This is a genomic window from Pseudomonas cichorii (genome assembly GCF_015471405.1).
Taxonomy (GTDB): Bacteria; Pseudomonadota; Gammaproteobacteria; order Pseudomonadales; family Pseudomonadaceae; genus Aquipseudomonas; species Aquipseudomonas serbiensis.
The window spans coordinates 277541-296980 of sequence record NZ_BLVZ01000003.1 but is presented as its reverse complement, the minus strand read 5'-3'; the positions used below and the strand labels follow the sequence as shown (position 1 = coordinate 296980).

Below are 19440 nucleotides of genomic sequence, written 5' to 3'. Positions count from 1 at the left end.
ACGGGTGTTTCAGGCAATAGCGGTTGCGTCAGGCCATACGTGCTGGCTGCTGGTTTCCTCGGTGCCGAAAAACTCCAGCACGTTCTTTTGCGATGCCAGCCAGGCTGCCTTGCTCTCCAGGTCCAGGAAGTGCCCGGTATCGGGGACTACCTTGAAGCTGCTCTGGGCGATGTAGTTTGAAAAACTACGGGCATCTTCGACCGTGGTGTATTCATCTTTGTCGCCGTTGATGAACAGCACCGGGATCTTGATCGAGGAAAAGCGCTCGACATAGTTGCTGGCGCTCAGTTTGCGGATCTGGCTGATATGGAAGTCGATCTGCTTGTATTCGTGCTCGGCAAGGCTGATCAGGTGCTTGTAGTTATAAAGCTTGAACAGGCGCGGCAGGTACTTGCCAACGGTATCGTTGAGCAGGGAGCCGATTTTCCGTTTTTCGCGGGCAGCCAGATAGATCTGTGCCTTGTCGATGTAGTCGAGCATTGGCTCGTTCAGCACCGGGGAGAAGGAGGAAATGAGCGCCTTTTCTACAGTCGGTGGCGATTCGGCCAGTGCCAGCAGCGCCGATACACCGCCCCAGGAAACCGAAAGCAGGTAATTGACCTGGAAACGATCGATGAGCTGAAGAAGGATCTTGACCTCATCTTCCTTGGTCACGATCAGGTCGTCGCGGTTGTGCTCACGGGACTGCCCTGCAAACGGCAGGTCGAATAAAACGAGGTTGTAGTGCGGTTGTAGATACTTGACCGTCTGGCCAAAAGAACCGGTGGTGGACAGTGCACCATTAATCAGCAGAATGGTCTTTGCAGCACTGCTTTTCCAATAGGTTTCGGTGTAGAGCTTGAACTCTCCAACGCTTACGATCTTTGATTGCGCGCCCATAAATAGAAGCCTCCCAGGCTAAGTCGATCCTACTAATTGATACGGTTTTCTCTGCTCTAGCGGCCATGCCAAAGCCTCGCCTGGTTAGTGGCGAAATCCATTGAGTTTTTATTGTTATGTAGTGCGGTGTGGTAAGAACGTGAATCACGGTGGCTATTGATAACGCACAGCACACCAGAACGACAAGTGGATGACGCCATAAAAATGTCAATGCGCTGTGGTCCCCCTTTTCAGGGACGAAGCACGGGGAGTGATGTCAAAGGGATATTATTCGGTGAAAAGCAGCTTATCGAGCGTGAAAAACTCATCTATGGGGTGGAACTTGTGCTTGCTGAATCGGTCCAACAAAGTCACTTTTTGAAATTATTTGTTACAAATTAGCGCTTGCCAGCGTGCGCCAGATTTACAGCGAAGTGTCTTTAGCCGCGGGTTAGAGCCTTTATCTTCGTCAAAATGCAGGCACGGTACGGCTTTTATAGAGGGAAGGCCCTGCTTTATACCAGGGTATTAACGTGTTGGCACTCCAGTACGATGCTGGCTCCTCCGTACTGGCTTGTGCCGATCTGCAAGTTGAAGCCGTGCAGGTTGACGATGGCGGCAACCACCGACAGGCCAAGGCCGAAGCCGCCTTGCTGGTTGTTGTCTTCGCAACGATAGAAGCGCTGGAAGACCGCTTCACGTTCAGAGGGCGGGATACCCGGGCCGGAGTCCTGAACCTCGATACAAGGGCTGTTGCCGACGCCTTTGCTGTAGGCGCTGATCAGGACAGTGCCGCCGGGCGGTGTGAACTTGATTGCATTGCTCAGCAAGTTGGCCAGAGCTTCAAACAGCAAGGCCCGATCACCGACCAGCGTCGGTAATGGCTCATTGAGTTGCAGAATCAGTAACACCTCGTCTTCTTCGGCAAGTGGCAGGTAAAAGTCGTGAAGTTCCTGCAAGAGCGGACGCAGATCCAGCTCAACGAATGCCGAACGTCTTTGGTGATCCTCTATTTCCGAAATACGTAAAAGTCCGCGAAAACGCGCCATCAGCGTATCGGCTTCGGCAATTACCTGCGCCATCTGAGCCGCTTGCGGTGAATCGTCCGCCGATTGCTGCTGGATGCGGTAAAGCTGGGCGCGCATGCGGGTCAGCGGGGTGCGCAAGTCATGGGCGATGTTGTCGCAGACGCCCTTGACCTCGTTCATCAGTTTTTCGATGCGGTCGAGCATGGCGTTGACGATTACTGCCAGCATGTCCAGTTCGTCACGTTTGTTGGACACCGGCAGGCGTCCCGACATGTCGCCGGCAATGATCGACTCCGCGCTGGCCTGTATGGCGCGGATGCGGCGCAAAGGGCGGCGGCGCAGTAAATGCCAGCCGGCCACGCCGGGGATGATGGTCAGGGAAATGCCCCACAGCAGGGCCTTGAGGATCAGGGTCGAGACAGCGAACAAGGAACCGTTGTCACGTACCAGTACCAGCCAGCGGCCATCGGGAGTTTCCGTCGCGATGGCATCGCAACTGTCGCTAGGCAGTTCCGGGTCATTGGATTCGACGCAATTGCTCAGTTGATGGATGCTGCCATCGAGCGGCAGGCTCGGGGGGATTTGCCGGATCGGCCCGGCCAGCGGTTGCAGATTGGCATCGAACAGGCCGTAGGCATCCACGGAGCGCATGTCGAAGGTCATGCTGGTGGCCAGCGCATCCACCAGTTCATGGCCTTCAAAGCGGGCAAACAACTGCTGGCGCTGCATCAGCGAATGGCGGGCGAGGTTGCCCAGATAGGACGTAACCTCCCAATACAGCACGCCCAGCAGAATGCCGCTCCAGGTCACGAACAGAAAACTGTACAGCGCCAGCAGGCGGCTGCTTGAAGAACGCCAGCCCTTAGACGGGTTCGGCAATGACATAGCCGGAGCCCCGAACAGTCTGGATCAGCGGTATGTTGCCGGGCGGGTCGATCTTCTTGCGCAGGCGGCCGATATGCACATCGATCAGGTTGGTGCCCGGATCGAAGTGATAACCCCAGACTTCCTGGAAAATCATCATGCGGGTGATGATCTGCCCGCTGTTGCGCATGAGAAACTCCAGCAGTTTGTATTCGGTAGGCAGCAGGGTGAGCGGCTTGCCGCCCCGGCAGGCTTCACGGCTGATCAGGTTCAATTCAAGGTCTGCGACCTGCAACACGGTCTTGGCTGCCGCCACAGGATTGCTGCGGCGCAGCAATACTTCGACCCGCGCTGCCATTTCATCGGAGGCGAAAGGTTTTGGCAGGTAGTCATCGCCCCCGGCCCGCAGGCCGCGCACGCGCTCGTCCACATCCGACAGCGCGCTGATCATCAGGATCGGGGTGGCAATCCCCTGGGCGCGCAGGTTGGTGACGATACTCAGACCGTCCATTTCCGGCAGCATGCGATCCAGCGTGATGAGGTCATAGTCGCCGCTCGCGGCCCGCGCGAATCCGTCACGACCGTTATCCACCCAGTCCACTTCAAGGCCATGGCTGCTGAGTTCCGCAACGATTTCCCTTGCGGTGACAGCATCGTCTTCGATTGCCAGGATTCTGGTCATGATCTTTGCCTGAATAAATACGGGAAAACCGTAGTTTGCCTATTAATGCCCGGGTGTTTGCTGAATAAAAGTTTAAGAAGCTTTCAATTGTCGTTATCTGCTGTTGCCGGGCTACGTACTTTCAGTACGCTTTTGTTCTTTGCGGGCCAGGGCTTCGGCCTGGCGTTTCTTGCGATCACGTTCCCATTTGGCCGTCGTGTCCTTTTCACTGCGGATCTGCGCATGGCTGAGCAGTCCGAAAATGAAACTGCCGCCGATGATATTGCCGGCCAGGGTAGGGCCGGCGAAGACCAGCCAGAAATCTTTCCAGGCAATTTCGCCTGCAAATACCAGATAGGAGACTTCTGCGGAGCCGACGACGATATGGGTGAAATCACCCAGGGCCATCAGGTAAGTGATCATCACAATGATGGCTATCTTAGCGTTCTCCATGGAGGCGATCATCCAGACCATGGTCGCAATCATCCAGCCGGAGACGATGCCTTTGGAGAACATCTGATTGACGTCGTTTTCCATGATCTTGCGCCCGATCTCCAGAAACGCCTGATCGGTTTTGCCATCGAAAATCGGCAAATGCAGCATCACGTAGGCCACCAGCAAGGTACCGGCCAGATTACCCGCCAGGACGATGGTCCATAGCCGCAGCAGTCTGGCGACATTGCCAAGGGTCAGCTTGCTCATGACCGGCAGTACGGCGGTAAGGGTGTTTTCCGTGAACAGTTGCTGGCGAGCGAGGATCACGGCCAGAAAGCCTGCCGAATAACCGAGGCTGGCGATGACATGGCTGGCTTCCACATCCGCCAGCCGCGACTTGAAAAGCCCCATGGCCATCAGCGACAGCCCCATGGTCAGGCCTGCCGCAAACGCCGACCACCACAGGGCCGCAGCACTGCGCTCAAGTTCATGGTCGCCCTGGATGCGAATGGTTTCATGCAGGACCGCCGCACGAGGCGGCTGGTTTTCATCGATTTCGCGTTGTTCTTCGGCTGACAAGCCTGGGGTCTTGCCGTCTGGGGACTGGTCCATGGAACTCAACTTCCTGCGCATGAGGGGCTGTTGGTTCAGACACGGACCAGCGGTCGTTCGTTCGCCTGTTTCCAGGTAGGGGCGAATTCATTCGCGAAGGCCGCTTGCACGCTCCAGAAACACATTGCTCTGCACCCGATTTACCCCGCTCGCCAGCATCGCCTGCCAGGCATTTTCCAGCGACCCGTTCATATCGATGGCGCGGCAGGCGTCCTCGATCACATAGGTGGTGAAGCCTGCCTTGCGGGCGTCCTGCGCCGACCACGAAACGCAGAAATCCAGCGCCAGGCCGACCACGAACAGCGTGTCGATGCCGCGCTCCTTCAGGTAACCGGCCAGCCCGGTCGTGGTGCTGCGATCCGCTTCCATGAATGCGGAGTAACTGTCGATGTGCGCATTGAAGCCCTTGCGCACGATCAACTGCGCATGCGGCAGGTTCAGGTCGGCATGCAATTGCGATCCCTGGCTGCCTTGCACGCAATGATCCGGCCATAACGTCTGAGGGCCGTAGGGCAGGGTGATGCTCTCGAAAGGCGTGCAGCCCGGATGGCTGGAGGCAAAGGAAATATGACCGGCCGGGTGCCAGTCCTGCGTGAGGATCACCCGTGTGAAGCGTTCGCCCAGTCGGTTGATCAAGGGCAGAACTGCCTCGCCGTCGGGTACTGCCAGTCGGCCGCCGGGCATGAAGTCATATTGCATGTCGATGACCAGCAGGGCGCAGTTGGGAGCAGCGGGCAGTTGGGAAAGTGGCATTTGGGGTGGCTCCTGATCGGACGTGTGCAGGCCGACAGTTTGCCTCTTTCCCGCTGCCTTTGCGAAAGGTGCGCTGCTGTCCATTTTTATTTATTAGCAATTTGTATCAAGTACTAATGAGAATCTGTACTATTCGCGCAAAAAAACCTGCCGGGTCCTATGAAGGCCTGGTTTTCATCGGGGATATACACGTTCATGCGTCGTACTTTAGTTTCTCTCTGCGTCATTCAAGCCATCAGCCAGGCTGCCTGGGCTGATCCGGTTACTGCCGATAAAGCGTCGATCGAGTTGCAGAATATCGACATCCAGGGCGCTGCCGACACCGAGCAAGCGACAGGCCCGGTCCAGGGCTATCGTGCGACCCGTTCTGCCAGTGCCACTCGTACTGACACCTCTTTGCACGAAACGCCGCAGTCGGTCAGCGTTGTCACCCGCGAAGCGGTGGAAGACATCGGCGCGATACGCCTGCAGGATGCGCTCGACTACGCCGGTGGCGTGGGCCGTGCCAACAACTTCGGCGCGCAGGGACTGACGACCTTCACCGTGCGTGGTTTTACCACCGGTGAGTTCTACCGCAATGGCTTCCCGATCAACCGCGGCTATCCGAGCATGCCCGATGCCAACACCATCGAGCGTCTTGAAGTTCTGCGCGGCCCGGCGACCACACTGTATGGCCGTGGCGATCCCGGCGGTACTTTCAACGTGGTGTCCAAGCAGCCGCTGGCGGAAAGAGCCGTTACCCTGGGCACCCAGATCAACGATCAGGGCATGAAGCGCGGCACTCTCGATGCTACCGGCCCGCTGGATGACGAAGGCCGCTTTGCCTATCGCCTGAACGTGGTGGGCGAGGGTGGCGATACCTTCCGCGATCACGTTGAAACCGAGCGTTACGGTATTGCGCCGGTCTTGAGCTGGCAGGTCAACGACGCGACCCGCATCATCTTCGAGGGTGATTTCATGCGCAACAATGCGCCCCTCGACCGTGGTCTGACACGCTATACCAACCAGACGCGCACGGCTTCGCGTGACTCGTTCTTCGGCGAAAAGGACGCGGGCAAGCTGCACACCGACACCAGCATGGCGCAGGTGCGTTTCGAGCATGACCTCAACGACAACTGGAAGCTGGGCGGTGGTTTCCAACTGCTTGATGGCACCATGCAGGGCGATGCAGTCGAGGCCAATGGCATGGGGGCCGATGGACGTACCCTGGGGCGTAACTACAACTATCGCAAGCTGGAGTGGACCGACCGCGACCTGCAGTTCAACGTGACGGGCAACTTCACTGCCGGTGGCTTCGACCACACACTGTTGGCTGGCGTGGAATATGAGGATTATGACTACAAGTCCATCATCCAGCGCTCCGCGGCAGGTGCGAACGTCTACACCATCGATATCTACGACCCGGTCTACGGTCAGGCACGTCCGGCGTTGACCCGCACCACGACCCATGACAAGGAAAACCTCAAGACCTACGCCGCGTTCCTGCAGGATCAGGTTGCGCTGACCGAGCGTTTGAAATTGCTGGCCGGTGCCCGCTTCGAGCGTTTCGAGCACGACTATGATTCTTATGTCTCCGATACCGAAGACTTCACCAAGGCCGACAACGCGGTCACTCCTCGTCTGGGCCTGGTCTACGACCTGACCGACACGGTCGCGGTCTACGCCAACACGGCGCGTTCCTTCAAACCAAACACCGGTGCGAGTCGCCTGGGCGGTGGTTTCAAGGCTGAAGAAGGCAAGTCCTATGAAGTTGGTGTGAAGTGGCAGGCGCTTGATCGTCAGTTGAACGTCGATGCCGCTGTCTATCAGATCGACAAGAAAAACGTCCTGACCAGCGATCCGGTTGATCCGAACTTCAGTGTTGCAGCGGGTGAGGTGCGTAGCCGAGGTTTCGACCTGAACGTGGTCGGCAACCTGACTCCCGAGTGGCGTCTGATGGGTAACTATGCCTACGTGGATGCCGAAGTCACCAAGGACAACTCGCTCAGAAAAGGCACTCGTCTGGCGAATATCCCGGAGCAGAGCTTCAGCCTGTTGAACGTCTATGAGTTCCAGGACGGCTTCTTCAAAGGCCTGGGTGTTGGTGCCGGTGGTCGTTATGTGGCTCAGCGTGAAGGGCGGACGGTCAACGAGTCGTTTGATATGGACAGCTACACGGTTTTCGACCTGCTCAGCTACTACAAGGTCAACGATCGTGTGAAGCTGAATCTTGATGTGAAAAACCTCTTCAACAAGGAGTTTGAAGAAGGGGCTTGGGGCAATGCCTTCGCTTACCCAGGCGCACCGCGCACTGTGCAGGCCGGTATTTCCTACAGCTTGTAAGGCATGAAGTCTTCGCGAGCCTGCTCGCGAAGGCTTCCCTTTACGTCAGGCAAACACTCGAATTGGCGAGCCCGCATGCCAGGCCTGGATATCTTCAATCATCTGACTGAAGAAGGTCCGGTAGTTGTTTTCGGTGACATAACCGATATGCGGGGTCGCCAATACGTTGTCCAGCCTGCGGAACGGATGTTCGGCCAGCAATGGCTCGATATCGAAGACGTCCAGCGCCGCACCGGCAATCCTGCGTTCTTGCAGAGTTGCAATCAGCGCCGCTTCATCGATGATGGGGCCGCGCGACGAGTTGACGATATAGGCACTTGGCTTCATCCAGGCCAAGGCTTGTGCATCCACCAGCCCACGACTGCGGTCGCTGAGCACCAGATGCACGGACAGCACGTCGGCCTGCTCGAACAATTCCTGCTTGCTCACATAAGTGACACCCGACTCGGCGGCTGCCTCGGCTGTCAGGTTCTGGCTCCAGGCTATGACGTTCATACCGAATGCCTGCCCGTAACGGGCAATCCACTTGCCGATGCTGCCCAGCCCCAGAATCCCCAATGTCTTGCCATGCAGATCGCTGCCCAGGCCGACTTGCCATTTGCCTTCGCGCAATGAATTGGCTTCCGCGACCAGATTGCGGGTGATGCCCATGATCAGCGCCCAGGTCAGCTCCGGTGCGGCATGCTTGTAGCTTTCGGTGCCGCAGACTTCGATCCCCAGCCGTTTCGCAGCCTTGATATCAATGGCGGCGTTGCGCATGCCGCCGGTCACCAGCAGCTTGAGGCGTGGCAACTGGCTGAGCAGGGCTTCATCGAACAAGGTGCGTTCGCGCATTACGCAAATGATCTCGAAACCCTGCAGGCGCTGCACCATGGTTGCGGTGTCGGCCGGGAAGTCATGAAGAAAACTCACTTCGCCGATGGGCGCCAGCACTGACCAGTCCACAACGTCGCGAGCAACGTCTTGCCAGTCATCGAGCACTGCAATGGTTGTTTTTGTCATTCGGGGGCTCCAGTGGCCTGGTTTTTCAGTTTGTCAGCCAAACAGGCTGGCAGCGATGTTGATGGAAAACCCAAGGATCGCGGTATTGAACACAAAGCCGATCAGGCTCTGGGCCAGGACGATCCTGCGCATGTTCCGGCTGGCTACGCCTACATCCGAGGTTTGCACGGCGACGCTCAGGGTGAAGGAAAAATACAGGAAGTCCCAGTAATCGGGCCTGGTTTCGCCATCGGCAAAGCGCAGGGCTGGCTCCTTGCCTTTCCATGTATAGAACAGGCGGGCGTAATGCAGGCTGAAGACCACCCCGATCATCAGCCAGGAACCCACGATGGTCATGCCGGTAAAGGCGTAATGCAGCAGGCGCTGGTTGCTGGTCATGTCCTTGCTGCCAGCCAGTTCGAGGAAAATGGCCGCCAGACTGGCCAGGGCTGCAATGCTCACGGTCATCAGGATCACGCCGGCATTCTCGTCCTCGATCATGGCGATTCTTTGGACGTCTTCGGCGTTGCTGCGCAGGGTGTGAGTGAAGATCAGGATCAGGTAAAGCCACACGCCGAGGTTCCAGCCGGTCAGGCAATTGCTGGTAAAGGTGGCGTGAGGATAGAGGAAGACTGAAGCGATGCCGCCAGTCAGGCCCAGTAGCGTAGCCAGGCTCAGGCGTGGGTGAGTACGAGCGATATGCAACATGACGGTCAGTCGCGACAAAATGTTGCACACACCATAGCACGTCATGATCCGGGCAAAAAAAACGGCGCGTAAGGGGGTTACGCGCCGGTTGCCATGAGTAGAGAGGGCAAGACTGTTGATCAGGTATAACGGGGTCAGCGCACCAGGCAAGGCTGCTTGTTGTTGAACTCCCAGTTCGGAATCAGGAACTGCATGGCAACTGCGTCGTTGCGTGCGCCCAGGCCCATGCCTTTGTAGAGTTCGTGAGCCTTGTTGAGCTGGTCCACATCCAGCTCGATACCCAGCCCCGGTTTTTTCGGAACCTGCACATGGCCACCGATGATCTGCAATGGCTCTTTGGTCAAGCGCTGGCCGTCCTGCCAGATCCAGTGGGTGTCGATGGCGGTGATATCGCCCGGTGCAGCGGCAGCCACATGGGTGAACATCGCCAGTGAAATATCAAAGTGGTTGTTGGAGTGCGAGCCCCAGGTCAGGCCCCACTCGTTGCACATCTGGGCCACGCGCACCGAACCTTGCATGGTCCAGAAGTGCGGGTCGGCCAGCGGAATGTCGACGGACTGCAACTGGATCGCATGGCCCATTTCACGCCAGTCGGTGGCGATCATGTTGGTGGCGGTCTTCAGGCCCGTGGCGCGGCGGAACTCGGCCATGACTTCACGACCGGAGAAGCCGTTTTCAGCACCGCACGGGTCTTCGGCATAGGCCAGCACATGATGCTGGTCGCGGCACAGACGAATCGCTTCTTTCAATGACCAGGCCCCGTTCGGGTCCAGGGTGATGCGCGCATCGGGGAAGCGCTCGGCCAGCGCGGTCACGGCTTCGATTTCCTCGTCACCGCGCAATACGCCGCCCTTGAGCTTGAAGTCCTGGAAGCCATAACGGCTGTGAGCGGCTTCTGCAAGGCGCACCACGGCTTCGGGAGTCAGTGCTTTCTCGTGACGGACCCGGAACCAGTCGTTATCGGCATCCGCTTCACTGCGGTAGGGCAGGTTGGTCTGGTGCTGGTCGCCGACATAAAACAGGTAACCGAGCATTTCCACGGCATCGCGTTGCTGACCTTCGCCCAGCAGGGCGGCAACCGGTACTTCCAGATGCTGGCCGAGCAAGTCCAGCAGCGCGGCCTCCAGTGCCGTGACGGCGTGAATGGTAATGCGCAGGTCGAAGGTCTGCTGGCCGCGGCCTCCCGAATCGCGTTCGGCAAATGCCTGGCGCACATTGTTGAGAATCTTCTGATAAGTGCCGATGCTGCTGCCGACCACCAGAGAGCGGGCGTCCTCCAGTGTCTGGCGAATGCGCTCGCCGCCGGGTACTTCGCCAACGCCTGTATTACCGGCGTTGTCCTTGAGAATCACGATATTGCGGGTGAAGTACGGGCCATGCGCGCCGCTGAGGTTGAGCAGCATGTCGTCGTGACCGGCCACCGGCACGACCTGCAGGCTGGTGATGACCGGGGTTTTGCTGGCGGTATGTACGTTCTGAGTGTTCATGGTCTGATCCTGTAAAAATGCTCGTCCGGGCGAGTGATCAATGGCTGGTCGATGTCTGGACGGCGGCAACCGGTGTGGCGCCAGGCTTGGGCTTGTTGCGGGCGGCAAAGACGATGATCGCGGCAATGATCGAAGTTGCCGTCAGGCCATAGAGTCCGCCTTGAATCGAGCCTGTGTTCTGCTCAAGGATGCCGAAGGTGGTGGGTGCCACGAAGCCGCCCAGGTTGCCCACCGAGTTGATCAGGGCGATGACTGCCGCAGCGATCCGAGCATCCAGATAGGCTTGCGGGATTGGCCAGAACAGTGACGATGCCGACTTGAAGCCCAGTGCAGCGAAGCAGATGGCGACAAAGGCAAAGATCGGGCTGCCGGTGGTGGACAGGAACATCCCCGCGGCTGCGATCAGCAGGGCGGCGGCAACCCAGGCCTGCTGGTTTTTCCATTTGGCCGACAGTGAAGCGAAGGCGTACATGCCGATGATCGACAGCAACCATGGGATCGAGTTGAAGAAGCCGACCTGGATATCGCTCAGGTCACCCATTTTCTTGATGATGCTGGGCAGCCAGAAGGTCGCTGCATAAATGGTCAACTGGATGAAGAAGTAGATCAGGCAGAACAGAATGATCTGGCTGTCCTTGAGCAGCTTGCCCAGCGACGGCTTGATGGGGGTTGCCGCTTCGCGAGCCAGTTGCTCGTCGTCGATGGCCTTGACCAGGGCGTCCTGTTCTTCACGGGTCAGCCACTTGGCGTCGTGAGGCTTGGAATCCAGCCAGAACCAGACAAAGAAGCACAGCCCTACCGAGAACATGCCTTCGATGAAGTACATCCACTGCCAGCCTTTCATGCCCAGGCCACTGATCTGCAACAGCAGGCCTGACAGCGGGCCGGCAATCAGCGAAGCAATGGCCGAGCCGCTGAGGAAGATGGCAATGGCCTTGCCGCGTTCGGCTCCCGGCAACCAGCGCGTGAAGTAGTAGATCACGCCCGGGAAGAAGCCGGCTTCGGCCACGCCCAGCAGGAAACGCAGGATATAGAAGTGGGTTTCGTTCTGGATGAACGCCATGCAGGAGGCGACGATGCCCCAGGTGAACATGATGCGTGTCAGCCAGATTCGGGCGCCGACTTTTTGCAGCAGCAGGTTGGACGGTACCTCGAACAACGCATAACCGATGAAGAACAGGCCGGCACCCAGGCCATAGGCCGCAGCACCAATGCCCAGATCATGCTCCATGTGCGAACGCACGAAGCCGATGTTCACCCGGTCGATGTAGTTGACGATAAACATGATGACGAAAAGCGGCAGGACGTGGCGCTTGACTTTGGATATGGCCGAACTCAGGACCGGATCCTTGTGGTCAGCTATCCCGGGATTGGATGTGCTCAAGGTTGAATCTCCCACTCGTTGTTTTTATGCGGGTCTTTGCAAGATGTGTCCCTTGCATTGTCGGTCATCATACAAGTAAAAGTGTGTTGCGCAAGCCCCCTCGTCGCTTGGTCTGAGTCATTTTTTTCGTTTATGGAATGAGTGATGTCTTGGTTGAAGAGTTGAATGTGTCAGGGTTTTTATCGATTTATACCCTTTATTTGTTGGGTTTTATGGCTTTTTACGGGGTTTTTGATTGTGTCGTGGCAGGTGTTGATGAAGCGGTTTCGGTGGGTAGGCCGCACAAAAAAATCAGGTGGCGCAAAAGGCGGTATTTTCAAGGATATGATTACTTGTCTGACAAGTTAGACAAGTGCCGATGCCTTGGCGAATGGGCATCTCAGGTGCTATCCGGTGTTATGATCCGGCCCATCGCCGACCTCGCGCTTGTTGTTTCAGACAAGTGAGAAGGTCAGAAACCCGGTGTTTCAGGACATGATCGCCATGCAAGAACCCAGCATCGCTTCCTCAAAGCGTCGTCAACACAGCCTGGCCACCGATCTGGTCACAGAACTCAGCCAGCGGATTCTGCTGGGCAAGATTGCTCCCGGCCAGAAACTGCCGTCCGAGAACGAGATCGTTCGTGAGCATGGCGTCAGTCGCACCGTGGTGCGTGAAGCGATTTCCAAGTTGCAGGCGTCCGGGCTGGTCGTGACTCATCATGGCGTCGGCACTTTCGTGCTGGAGCGCAGCGACCAGACCGGGCTGCGGCTCAAGGTTGAAACGGTTTCCAGGGTGCGGGACATCATCGAGCTGCGCATCGGTCTGGAAACCCAGGCGGTGGCACTGGCTGCGCTACGTCGTACCGATGAGCAACTGGCGGCGATGCGTCAGGCGCTGGATGACTATCAGGATCTGCTGGCCAACGAAGACAGTTGTGTAGAAGCCGACAAGCGTTTCCACATGCTGATCGCCGAAGCGACAGGCAACCCGTATTTCATTGAAATCATGCAGCACCTGGGCAGCGCGATCATTCCCCGCACACGCATCGCCTCAAGCGAACGCGCCGGTGCCAGCATGGCTCCTCACGGCTATCTGGCCAACCTCGAACATGAAGCCCTGCTCAGTGCCATTCGCCGTAAAGACCCCGATGCAGCAAGGGCTGCAATGTGGACTCACCTGAGCAACAGTCGCGAACGCCTGGTCCCGCTGTAGGAGCAATCGGGCGGCGCTCCGCTCATTCTCGAAGACGAGGCATTTCGCGAATGAACTCGCTCCTGCGCCGTCCGCCTTGGGCTACAGACAAGCACCAAACTTGCAGGCACACTCCAGACTTCAATAAATCCAAAAATGTATCCCATGTCTATCCAGTCAAAGCCTTTCCCACAGCAGGTTTCCCTCCATGTTCGCCCTTGATCGAGTGCTGGCTCAGGACATTGTCGACCGGGCCATGGCGATTCTCCCGTACAACGTCAATGTCATGGACTATCTGGGCATCATCATCGGCAGTGGCGATCCCGAGCGTTTGTGTACCCGGCATGAAGGGGCGCAACTGGTACTGGCCAACAGTCGGGTGGTGGAGATCGATTCCCAGGCGGCACTGCATCTGGGCGGCGTCAAACCTGGCGTGAACCTGCCACTGATGCTCGACCACAAACTGGTCGGCGTGCTCGGCATTACGGGGGAGCCGGACGAGGTTCGGGTCTACGGCGAACTGGTGCGCATGACTGCCGAGATGCTGATGGAGCACCGTCGTCAGCAGGCTGATCGCCAGTGGCGTTTGCAGCGCAGTGAAGACCTGCTGGCCCGGCTACTGTTGCAGGATTGCCCGGAAAGCCTGGTGGATGAAGCCCGACAACTGGGCCTGCAACCTCACTTGCCGCGTCAGGCGGTGTTGATCCGTCTGGCCGAGCAGACTTCCACAGCGAGCCAACTGGTGGCCTGGCTCAATGGCCGCTACGCCGACAGTTGGTGTGTGATGCGCGAGCCGACGCTCTTGTACTGGTGCCGGGCGCAGGGCAAGGATCGGGACGATGCCTTGCTGCTCAAGCAGTTCGACGAACATGGCTGGCCGGTGCTACGCATGGCCACCGCCGAGCCATCGGCCGATCTGCCTGCCTTGCGCCATGCCTGCATCGCTGCGCAGGATCTGCTGGATTACGCCAGTCAGTCGCGCCCCGATCAGCGTCTGCTACGTCTGGGGGCTTATCGTCTGCCGGTGCTGTTCTGGCGTCATCGGCACGACTGGCTGGCCCGGGAAGTCGCCGAGCCGATTGGCCGTTTGCACAATCATGGTCAATTGCTGGAAACCCTGTGCAGCTGGTTCGAGTACAGCGGTGAGAGTCAGGCGTGCGCCGAAGCCTTGGGCATCCATCGCAACAGCCTGCGCTACAGGCTGGAGAAGATTGCCGAGCTTACCGGGTGCGACCCTTACAAGACGGATGATTTGTTGCGTTTATACCTGGGTGTACAAATGACGCCAAGGTCTGGTTGAGCGCGAATTTTTGTTCAAATGACCGATAACCTTTGAGAATCATTGTGCGAAGGGCAGGCGGAAAATCCATGGCGGAGTGAGAACATCCCTGCATCGGATATGGAGAACAACAATGAAAATCGTCATCGCACCCGACTCTTTCAAGGACAGCCTCAGTGCCCAGGCTGTCGCTACTGCCATTGCCAGCGGCCTCGCCGAAGTCTGGCCGACTGCCGAACTGATCGAATGCCCGATGGCCGACGGTGGCGAAGGCACCATCGAAGCCGTATTGGCCGCCTGCAACGGGCAATTGATGAGCGCTGAAGTCCGCGGGCCTCTGGAAAGCCCGGTTCAGGCCCATTGGGGCTGGCTGCCCCACAGCCGCACCGCGATTATCGAAATGGCCATGGCCAGCGGCCTGCAATTACTGACCCTCGAACAACGTAACGCCTGCATCACCACGACTTACGGCACTGGCCAGTTGATTGCCGCCGCGCTGGATGCCGGAGCGCAGCGTGTGATCCTGGCCATTGGCGGCAGTGCGACCAACGATGCAGGCACTGGCATGCTATCGGCGCTCGGTGCTCGCTTTTTTGATGGCAACGATCAGCCGTTGGCACCGGGCGGCCTGGCATTGGCGCAACTGGCTCGCGTCGATCTGAGAGGGTTTGATCCGCGTCTGTCCGATGTACGCTTTGAAATCGCCGCCGATGTGGACAACCCGTTGTGCGGCCCGAACGGTGCATCGCATATTTTCGGCCCACAGAAAGGCGCATCTCCTGAACAGGTGCTGGCGCTGGATACAGCCCTCGGGCATTTTGCCGATCTGTCCGTGCAAGCTGTCGGTCAGGATCTGCGTGACAGCCCCGGCAGCGGTGCCGCTGGCGGCATGGGTTTTGCTGCCAAGGCCTATCTCAAGGCTTCATTCCGGGCGGGTGTGGAAGTGGTCGCCGATCTCACCGGTCTCGAACAGTCGCTGGTGGGGGCTGATCTGGTGATTACCGGGGAAGGGCGCTTCGATGCCCAGACCCTGCGCGGCAAGACGCCCTTTGGTGTTGCCAGGGTTGCCGCCCGTCATCATGTGCCGGTAGTCGTGCTGGCCGGCACCCTGGGCGAGGGCTATGAGCGCTTGTACGAACACGGCATCAGCGCCGCGTTTGCCCTGGCCAACGGCCCTATGACCCTGGACGAAGCCTGCCGCAATGCCGCAAGCCTGCTGCATGACCGGGCGCGGGATCTGGCGCGGGTCTGGCGTCTGGCGGGGTCTTGAACTGCATGTTACGGCCATAATCCGTGGGAGGGGCCTTGGCCGCGACAGCATGTTGAAGTGCGCTGAAAATGTGCTGTCTGTAAGCAAGTCGTCGCGGCCAAGGCCTCTTCCACTTTGATCGTATTCATCTTTAATCACCACTGAAACCAGGCGCAGCCGTGCTGTTACGTAACGTCAATTCAAACGGCAGTACGATATGGCGCTGTTCAATGGGCTTCTTTTCAATCAGTGCGATCAGCATCTCGACGGCAGTCTGACCGAACGCTTCGGCAGGCTGGGCGATGGTGGTCAGGGGCGGGTCGCAATAGGCCGCCAGCGGAATGTCGTCGAAGCCTACCAGTGAAAGGTCTTCAGGCACGCGCAAGCCTTGTTCCTTGATGCGTTTCAGTGCGCCGATGGCCATTTCATCGTTTTCGCAGAAGAGCGCGGTGGGCCGTTCGGGTAACTCCAGTATGGCGCTCGCACCGTCATAGCCGGCTTTGAGGCTGAAGTTGCCGTGGCAGATCAGCGTGGGGTCGAAGTCGATGCCGGCCTGTTCCAGAGCGTCAAGGTAGCCGGCCACGCGGTCGCGGGTCAGCGGGCTGCTTCTGGGGCCTTTGATCAGGCCGATTCGGCGATGTCCCAGGGCGATCAGGTGCTCGGTCATGGCTTTGGCCGCCGCATGATTATCCAGGCTGATGGTGGGATGGCGGCCATCCCTGATCACTTCGCAGGCGTTGACGATAGGCGGCAAGTCGGCGCTGGAGCAGGGCGTGTCATAAGGATCGTAAGCGCGCAGTTGAATCACGCCATCTGCCTGATGGGCATAAACCAGCTCGGCGAATGTCCGTTCGATTTCCTCGCGTCCCTGGGTATCACACAGCAGCAGTCGATAACCGGCAGCCTGGGCGGCTTGTTGAGCGCCGCTGATCACCCGGGCAAAGAAGGTGTTGGAGATGGTCGGCACCAGAATGACCAGATTGGCAGTCTTGCGAGAACGAAACTGCACTGCCATGAGGTTGGGGCGATAACCGGCCTGTTCCACGGCGGCATTGACCTTGTCGCGAGTCTCGGGGAGCACGCGCTCGGGGGATTTGAGCGTTCGGGACACGGTGGCTACCGAGACGCCTGCCAGGCGGGCCACTTCACGGATATTGGACAAAACCACCTCGTTTCAAGCTGTGTGGCCTGCGAGCTTACCGCAGGTTGGTCGTGTTCAGAAAACTTCCCGGACCCCGATTCGGGGTTTGACACCCGACATGGGAGGGGATAACTTCTCGCCACGATGTAACCGGTTACATTTCTGTAAAACCTGGGCTTGGCCTTGCTTCAAACAGAGAAGGTTCGCGATGAATGCAGCAATTCCAAAAATAAGAATGGGGTTTGTCGGCGGAGGTGAGGGCGCGTTCATTGCCAAGGCTCACCGTCAGGCCGCGTGGCTCGATGGGCGCTATGAGCTGGTGTGCGGCGCGTTCAGCCGGGATGCACAAAACAATCGCAACACAGGCGCGGCGCTGGGTTTGCCAGGGGCACGCTGCTACGACGACTGGCAGCACATGCTCGAAGCCGAGCGTGCGCTACCGGCAGGCCAGCGCATGGAGTTGCTGGTGATCGTCACCCCCAATCATCTGCATGCACCCATTGCCAGCCAGGCGCTGAGCGCGGGGTTTCATGTGTTCAGCGAAAAGCCCGCAGCGTTGAATCTGGCCGAGTTGCTGGCCTTGAAAGACGTTGTCGGTCGCAGCAATCGTCTTTATGGCCTGGCCCACACTTATCTGGGTTATCCGATGGTCTGGCAGGCCCGCGAGATGGTGCGCAGCGGCGTGATCGGCGAACTGCGCAAGGTCATTGTCGAGTACCCCCAGGGCTGGCTCAGCCAGGATGTCGCGGGGCAGGGCAACAAGCAGGCCGACTGGCGAGACCGGCCCGAGCAGTCCGGAGCAGGCGGTTGCATTGGCGATATAGGCACCCATGCCTTTTCCCTGGCGGAATTCGTGGCGGGTCAGTCGATTGTGCAGTTGTGCGCGATGCTGGGTGTACACATCGAAGGCCGGCAACTGGACGATGATGCCTCGATGCTGTTCAAGATGGCCGAAGGCGCCAGCGGCGTGCTGATTGCCAGCCAGGTCTGCGCCGGTGAAGAGAACCCGCTCAAGATCCGCCTCTACGGCAGCAAGGGTGGTCTGGAATGGCGTCAGGAAGAGCCCGCCAGCCTCATTCATCGTTCTCTCGATCAGCCTTTAAGCATCTTGCGTTCGGGCCTCGGCCAGCCCTGGTTGTGCGACGCCGCCAGTCAGCGCATGCGTTTACCCGCAGGACATCCCGAAGGCTATCTAGAAGCCATGGCCAACCTCTATGGTGATTTCGCCACTGCCATTCGTGCCGATATCACCGGCAACGATGCCGCCGGTGTGCCTGGCATCGACGTCGGGTTGCGCGGCATGGCCTTTATCGAAACCGTGATCGCCAGCCATCGCGGCGACGCCAAGTGGACCGGACTGGTCTGCACCCAAGGAGCACAGTCATGAGTCAGGCATCCACACGCTTGCGTGGGCCGGGCATTTTTCTCGCTCAGTTAATCTCCTCGGACGCACCGTTCGACACGCTGGCCAATATTGCCCGCTGGGCTGCGTCCCAGGGTTACAAAGCGATTCAGTTGCCGACGCTCGGCACGCAGTACATCGATCTGGCACGCGCCGCCGAAAGCCAGAGTTATTGCGATGAGTTGAAAGCCGTCTGCGCCGAGGCCGGGGTCGAGATCAGTGAACTGTCGACGCACTTGCAAGGCCAGTTGGTGGCCGTGCATCCGGCCTTCGACACGCTGTTCGATGACTTTGCACCGGCTCACCTGCGCGGGAAGCCACAAGCCCGTACCGAATGGGCAATCGACCAATTGAAGCTGGCCGCACGGGCCAGTCAGCGTCTTGGGCTGACGGCGCACGCGACTTTTTCCGGCGCGTTGCTGTGGCCTTATGTCTATCCCTGGCCGCAACGCCCCAGCGGTCTGGTGGAGCAGGGCTTTGCCGAGCTGGCGAAACGCTGGTTGCCGATCCTCGATTGCTTCGATGAGGCGGGCGTCGACCTTTGCTACGAGATTCATCCCGGCGAAGACCTGCACGATGGCGCTTCGTTCGAGCGTTTTCTCCAGGCCGTCGATCACCATCCACGGGCGACGATTCTGTATGACCCCAGCCATCTGCTGCTTCAGCAAATGGACTACCTGGGCTTCATAGACCGCTATCACGACCGGATTCGCATGTTCCACGTCAAGGATGCAGAGTTTCGTCCCGACGCCCGCTCTGGTGTTTACGGGGGCTATCAGGGCTGGGTCGAGCGTGCGGGCCGCTTTCGCTCTCTGGGTGATGGACAGATCGATTTCAAATCCATCTTCAGCAAACTGACGCAATACGATTTTTCAGGCTGGGCCGTGCTGGAGTGGGAGTGCTGCCTCAAGGACTCCGTACAGGGTGCCGCTGAAGGTGCCGAATTCATTCGCCAGCACATGATCACCAAGACACAGAAGGCATTCGACGATTTCGCCAGCGTGGCCGCCGATGAGCGATCCAATCGGCGGTTATTGGGGTTGCCACCCGACGCCTGAACCTACACCTGAACTCAATGCTGTTTACCGCTATAAAAATAAAAC

General features: G+C 58.5%; 17 protein-coding genes. 7 read left to right on the top strand and 10 right to left on the bottom strand.

Translation table 11 applies throughout. The annotated features are described in order from the left end of the window. Nucleotides 1–9: 9 nt before the first annotated feature. From JL015_RS05295 to pncA, 5 genes are all read right to left on the bottom strand, one after another. A complete protein-coding gene (locus JL015_RS05295) occupies nt 10–879 on the bottom strand; it encodes an alpha/beta fold hydrolase (protein ID WP_201003112.1) in 870 nt (289 codons plus the stop codon). A gap of 494 nt (nt 880–1373) precedes the next feature. Further along, entirely contained in the window at nt 1374–2771 is a 1398-nt protein-coding gene (locus JL015_RS05290; RefSeq protein ID WP_201017719.1) for a sensor histidine kinase, read from the bottom strand. Next, a complete protein-coding gene (locus tag JL015_RS05285; protein ID WP_201017718.1) occupies nt 2749–3432 on the bottom strand; it encodes a response regulator transcription factor in 684 nt (227 codons plus the stop codon). Before JL015_RS05285 ends, JL015_RS05290 begins: the two co-directional genes overlap by 23 nt. A gap of 111 nt (nt 3433–3543) precedes the next feature. Next, nucleotides 3544–4458: a formate/nitrite transporter family protein gene (locus JL015_RS05280; RefSeq protein ID WP_201017717.1), complete on the bottom strand. Its 915-nt coding sequence runs from the start codon at nt 4456–4458 to the stop codon at nt 3544–3546. Between the two features lie 87 nt (nt 4459–4545). Beyond that, the gene (gene pncA / locus JL015_RS05275) at nt 4546–5211 is read right to left on the bottom strand and encodes a bifunctional nicotinamidase/pyrazinamidase (RefSeq protein ID WP_201017716.1); all 666 of its coding nucleotides are present in this window, start codon (nt 5209–5211) and stop codon (nt 4546–4548) included. Between the two features lie 195 nt (nt 5212–5406). On the opposite strand from pncA, the gene JL015_RS05270 reads away from it, so the two are divergent. Beyond that, nucleotides 5407–7533 carry a TonB-dependent siderophore receptor gene (locus JL015_RS05270; protein ID WP_201017715.1) on the top strand — a complete coding sequence of 709 codons (2127 nt, stop codon included), beginning with the start codon at nt 5407–5409 and terminating at the stop codon, nt 7531–7533. 45 nt (nt 7534–7578) lie between these two features. On the opposite strand, the gene JL015_RS05265 is transcribed toward JL015_RS05270, so the two are convergent. From JL015_RS05265 to JL015_RS05250, 4 genes are all read right to left on the bottom strand, one after another. After that, on the bottom strand, nt 7579–8535 hold the full coding sequence (locus tag JL015_RS05265) for a D-2-hydroxyacid dehydrogenase family protein (RefSeq protein WP_201017714.1): 957 nt from the start codon (nt 8533–8535) through the stop codon (nt 7579–7581). 33 nt (nt 8536–8568) lie between these two features. After that, nucleotides 8569–9222 carry a DUF1345 domain-containing protein gene (locus tag JL015_RS05260; RefSeq protein WP_201003097.1) on the bottom strand — a complete coding sequence of 218 codons (654 nt, stop codon included), beginning with the start codon at nt 9220–9222 and terminating at the stop codon, nt 8569–8571. Nucleotides 9223–9356: 134 nt separating this feature from the next. Further along, nucleotides 9357–10709: a glucarate dehydratase gene (gene gudD / locus JL015_RS05255; protein WP_201017713.1), complete on the bottom strand. Its 1353-nt coding sequence runs from the start codon at nt 10707–10709 to the stop codon at nt 9357–9359. A gap of 37 nt (nt 10710–10746) precedes the next feature. After that, entirely contained in the window at nt 10747–12072 is a 1326-nt protein-coding gene (locus JL015_RS05250; RefSeq protein WP_201003353.1) for an MFS transporter, read from the bottom strand. Nucleotides 12073–12230: 158 nt separating this feature from the next. Here JL015_RS05250 and JL015_RS05245 point away from each other — a divergent pair, with 158 nt between their 5' ends. From JL015_RS05245 to JL015_RS05230, 4 genes are all read left to right on the top strand, one after another. After that, the gene (locus JL015_RS05245; protein WP_201017712.1) at nt 12231–12539 is read left to right on the top strand and encodes a hypothetical protein; all 309 of its coding nucleotides are present in this window, start codon (nt 12231–12233) and stop codon (nt 12537–12539) included. 37 nt (nt 12540–12576) lie between these two features. Then, a complete protein-coding gene (locus JL015_RS05240) occupies nt 12577–13287 on the top strand; it encodes a FadR/GntR family transcriptional regulator (RefSeq protein WP_025259616.1) in 711 nt (236 codons plus the stop codon). A 187-nt stretch (nt 13288–13474) separates the two neighbouring features. Continuing rightward, a complete protein-coding gene (locus JL015_RS05235) occupies nt 13475–14566 on the top strand; it encodes a sugar diacid recognition domain-containing protein (RefSeq protein WP_201017711.1) in 1092 nt (363 codons plus the stop codon). A 112-nt stretch (nt 14567–14678) separates the two neighbouring features. Beyond that, complete coding sequence (locus JL015_RS05230) at nt 14679–15815, top strand: glycerate kinase (RefSeq protein WP_201017710.1); 1137 nt, start codon at nt 14679–14681, stop codon at nt 15813–15815. Between the two features lie 130 nt (nt 15816–15945). On the opposite strand, the gene JL015_RS05225 is transcribed toward JL015_RS05230, so the two are convergent. After that, nucleotides 15946–16956 (bottom strand): LacI family DNA-binding transcriptional regulator, encoded by a 1011-nt coding sequence (locus JL015_RS05225; RefSeq protein ID WP_201017709.1) that lies wholly within the window; start codon nt 16954–16956, stop codon nt 15946–15948. A 187-nt stretch (nt 16957–17143) separates the two neighbouring features. Here JL015_RS05225 and JL015_RS05220 point away from each other — a divergent pair, with 187 nt between their 5' ends. After that, nucleotides 17144–18322, top strand: a complete 1179-nt coding sequence (locus JL015_RS05220) for a Gfo/Idh/MocA family protein (RefSeq protein WP_201017708.1) — start codon at nt 17144–17146, stop codon at nt 18320–18322. Continuing rightward, a complete protein-coding gene (locus JL015_RS05215) occupies nt 18319–19395 on the top strand; it encodes a sugar phosphate isomerase/epimerase family protein (RefSeq protein WP_201017707.1) in 1077 nt (358 codons plus the stop codon). The genes JL015_RS05220 and JL015_RS05215 overlap by 4 nt, the downstream gene beginning before the upstream one ends. The last annotated feature ends 45 nt before the right edge of the window (nt 19396–19440 follow it).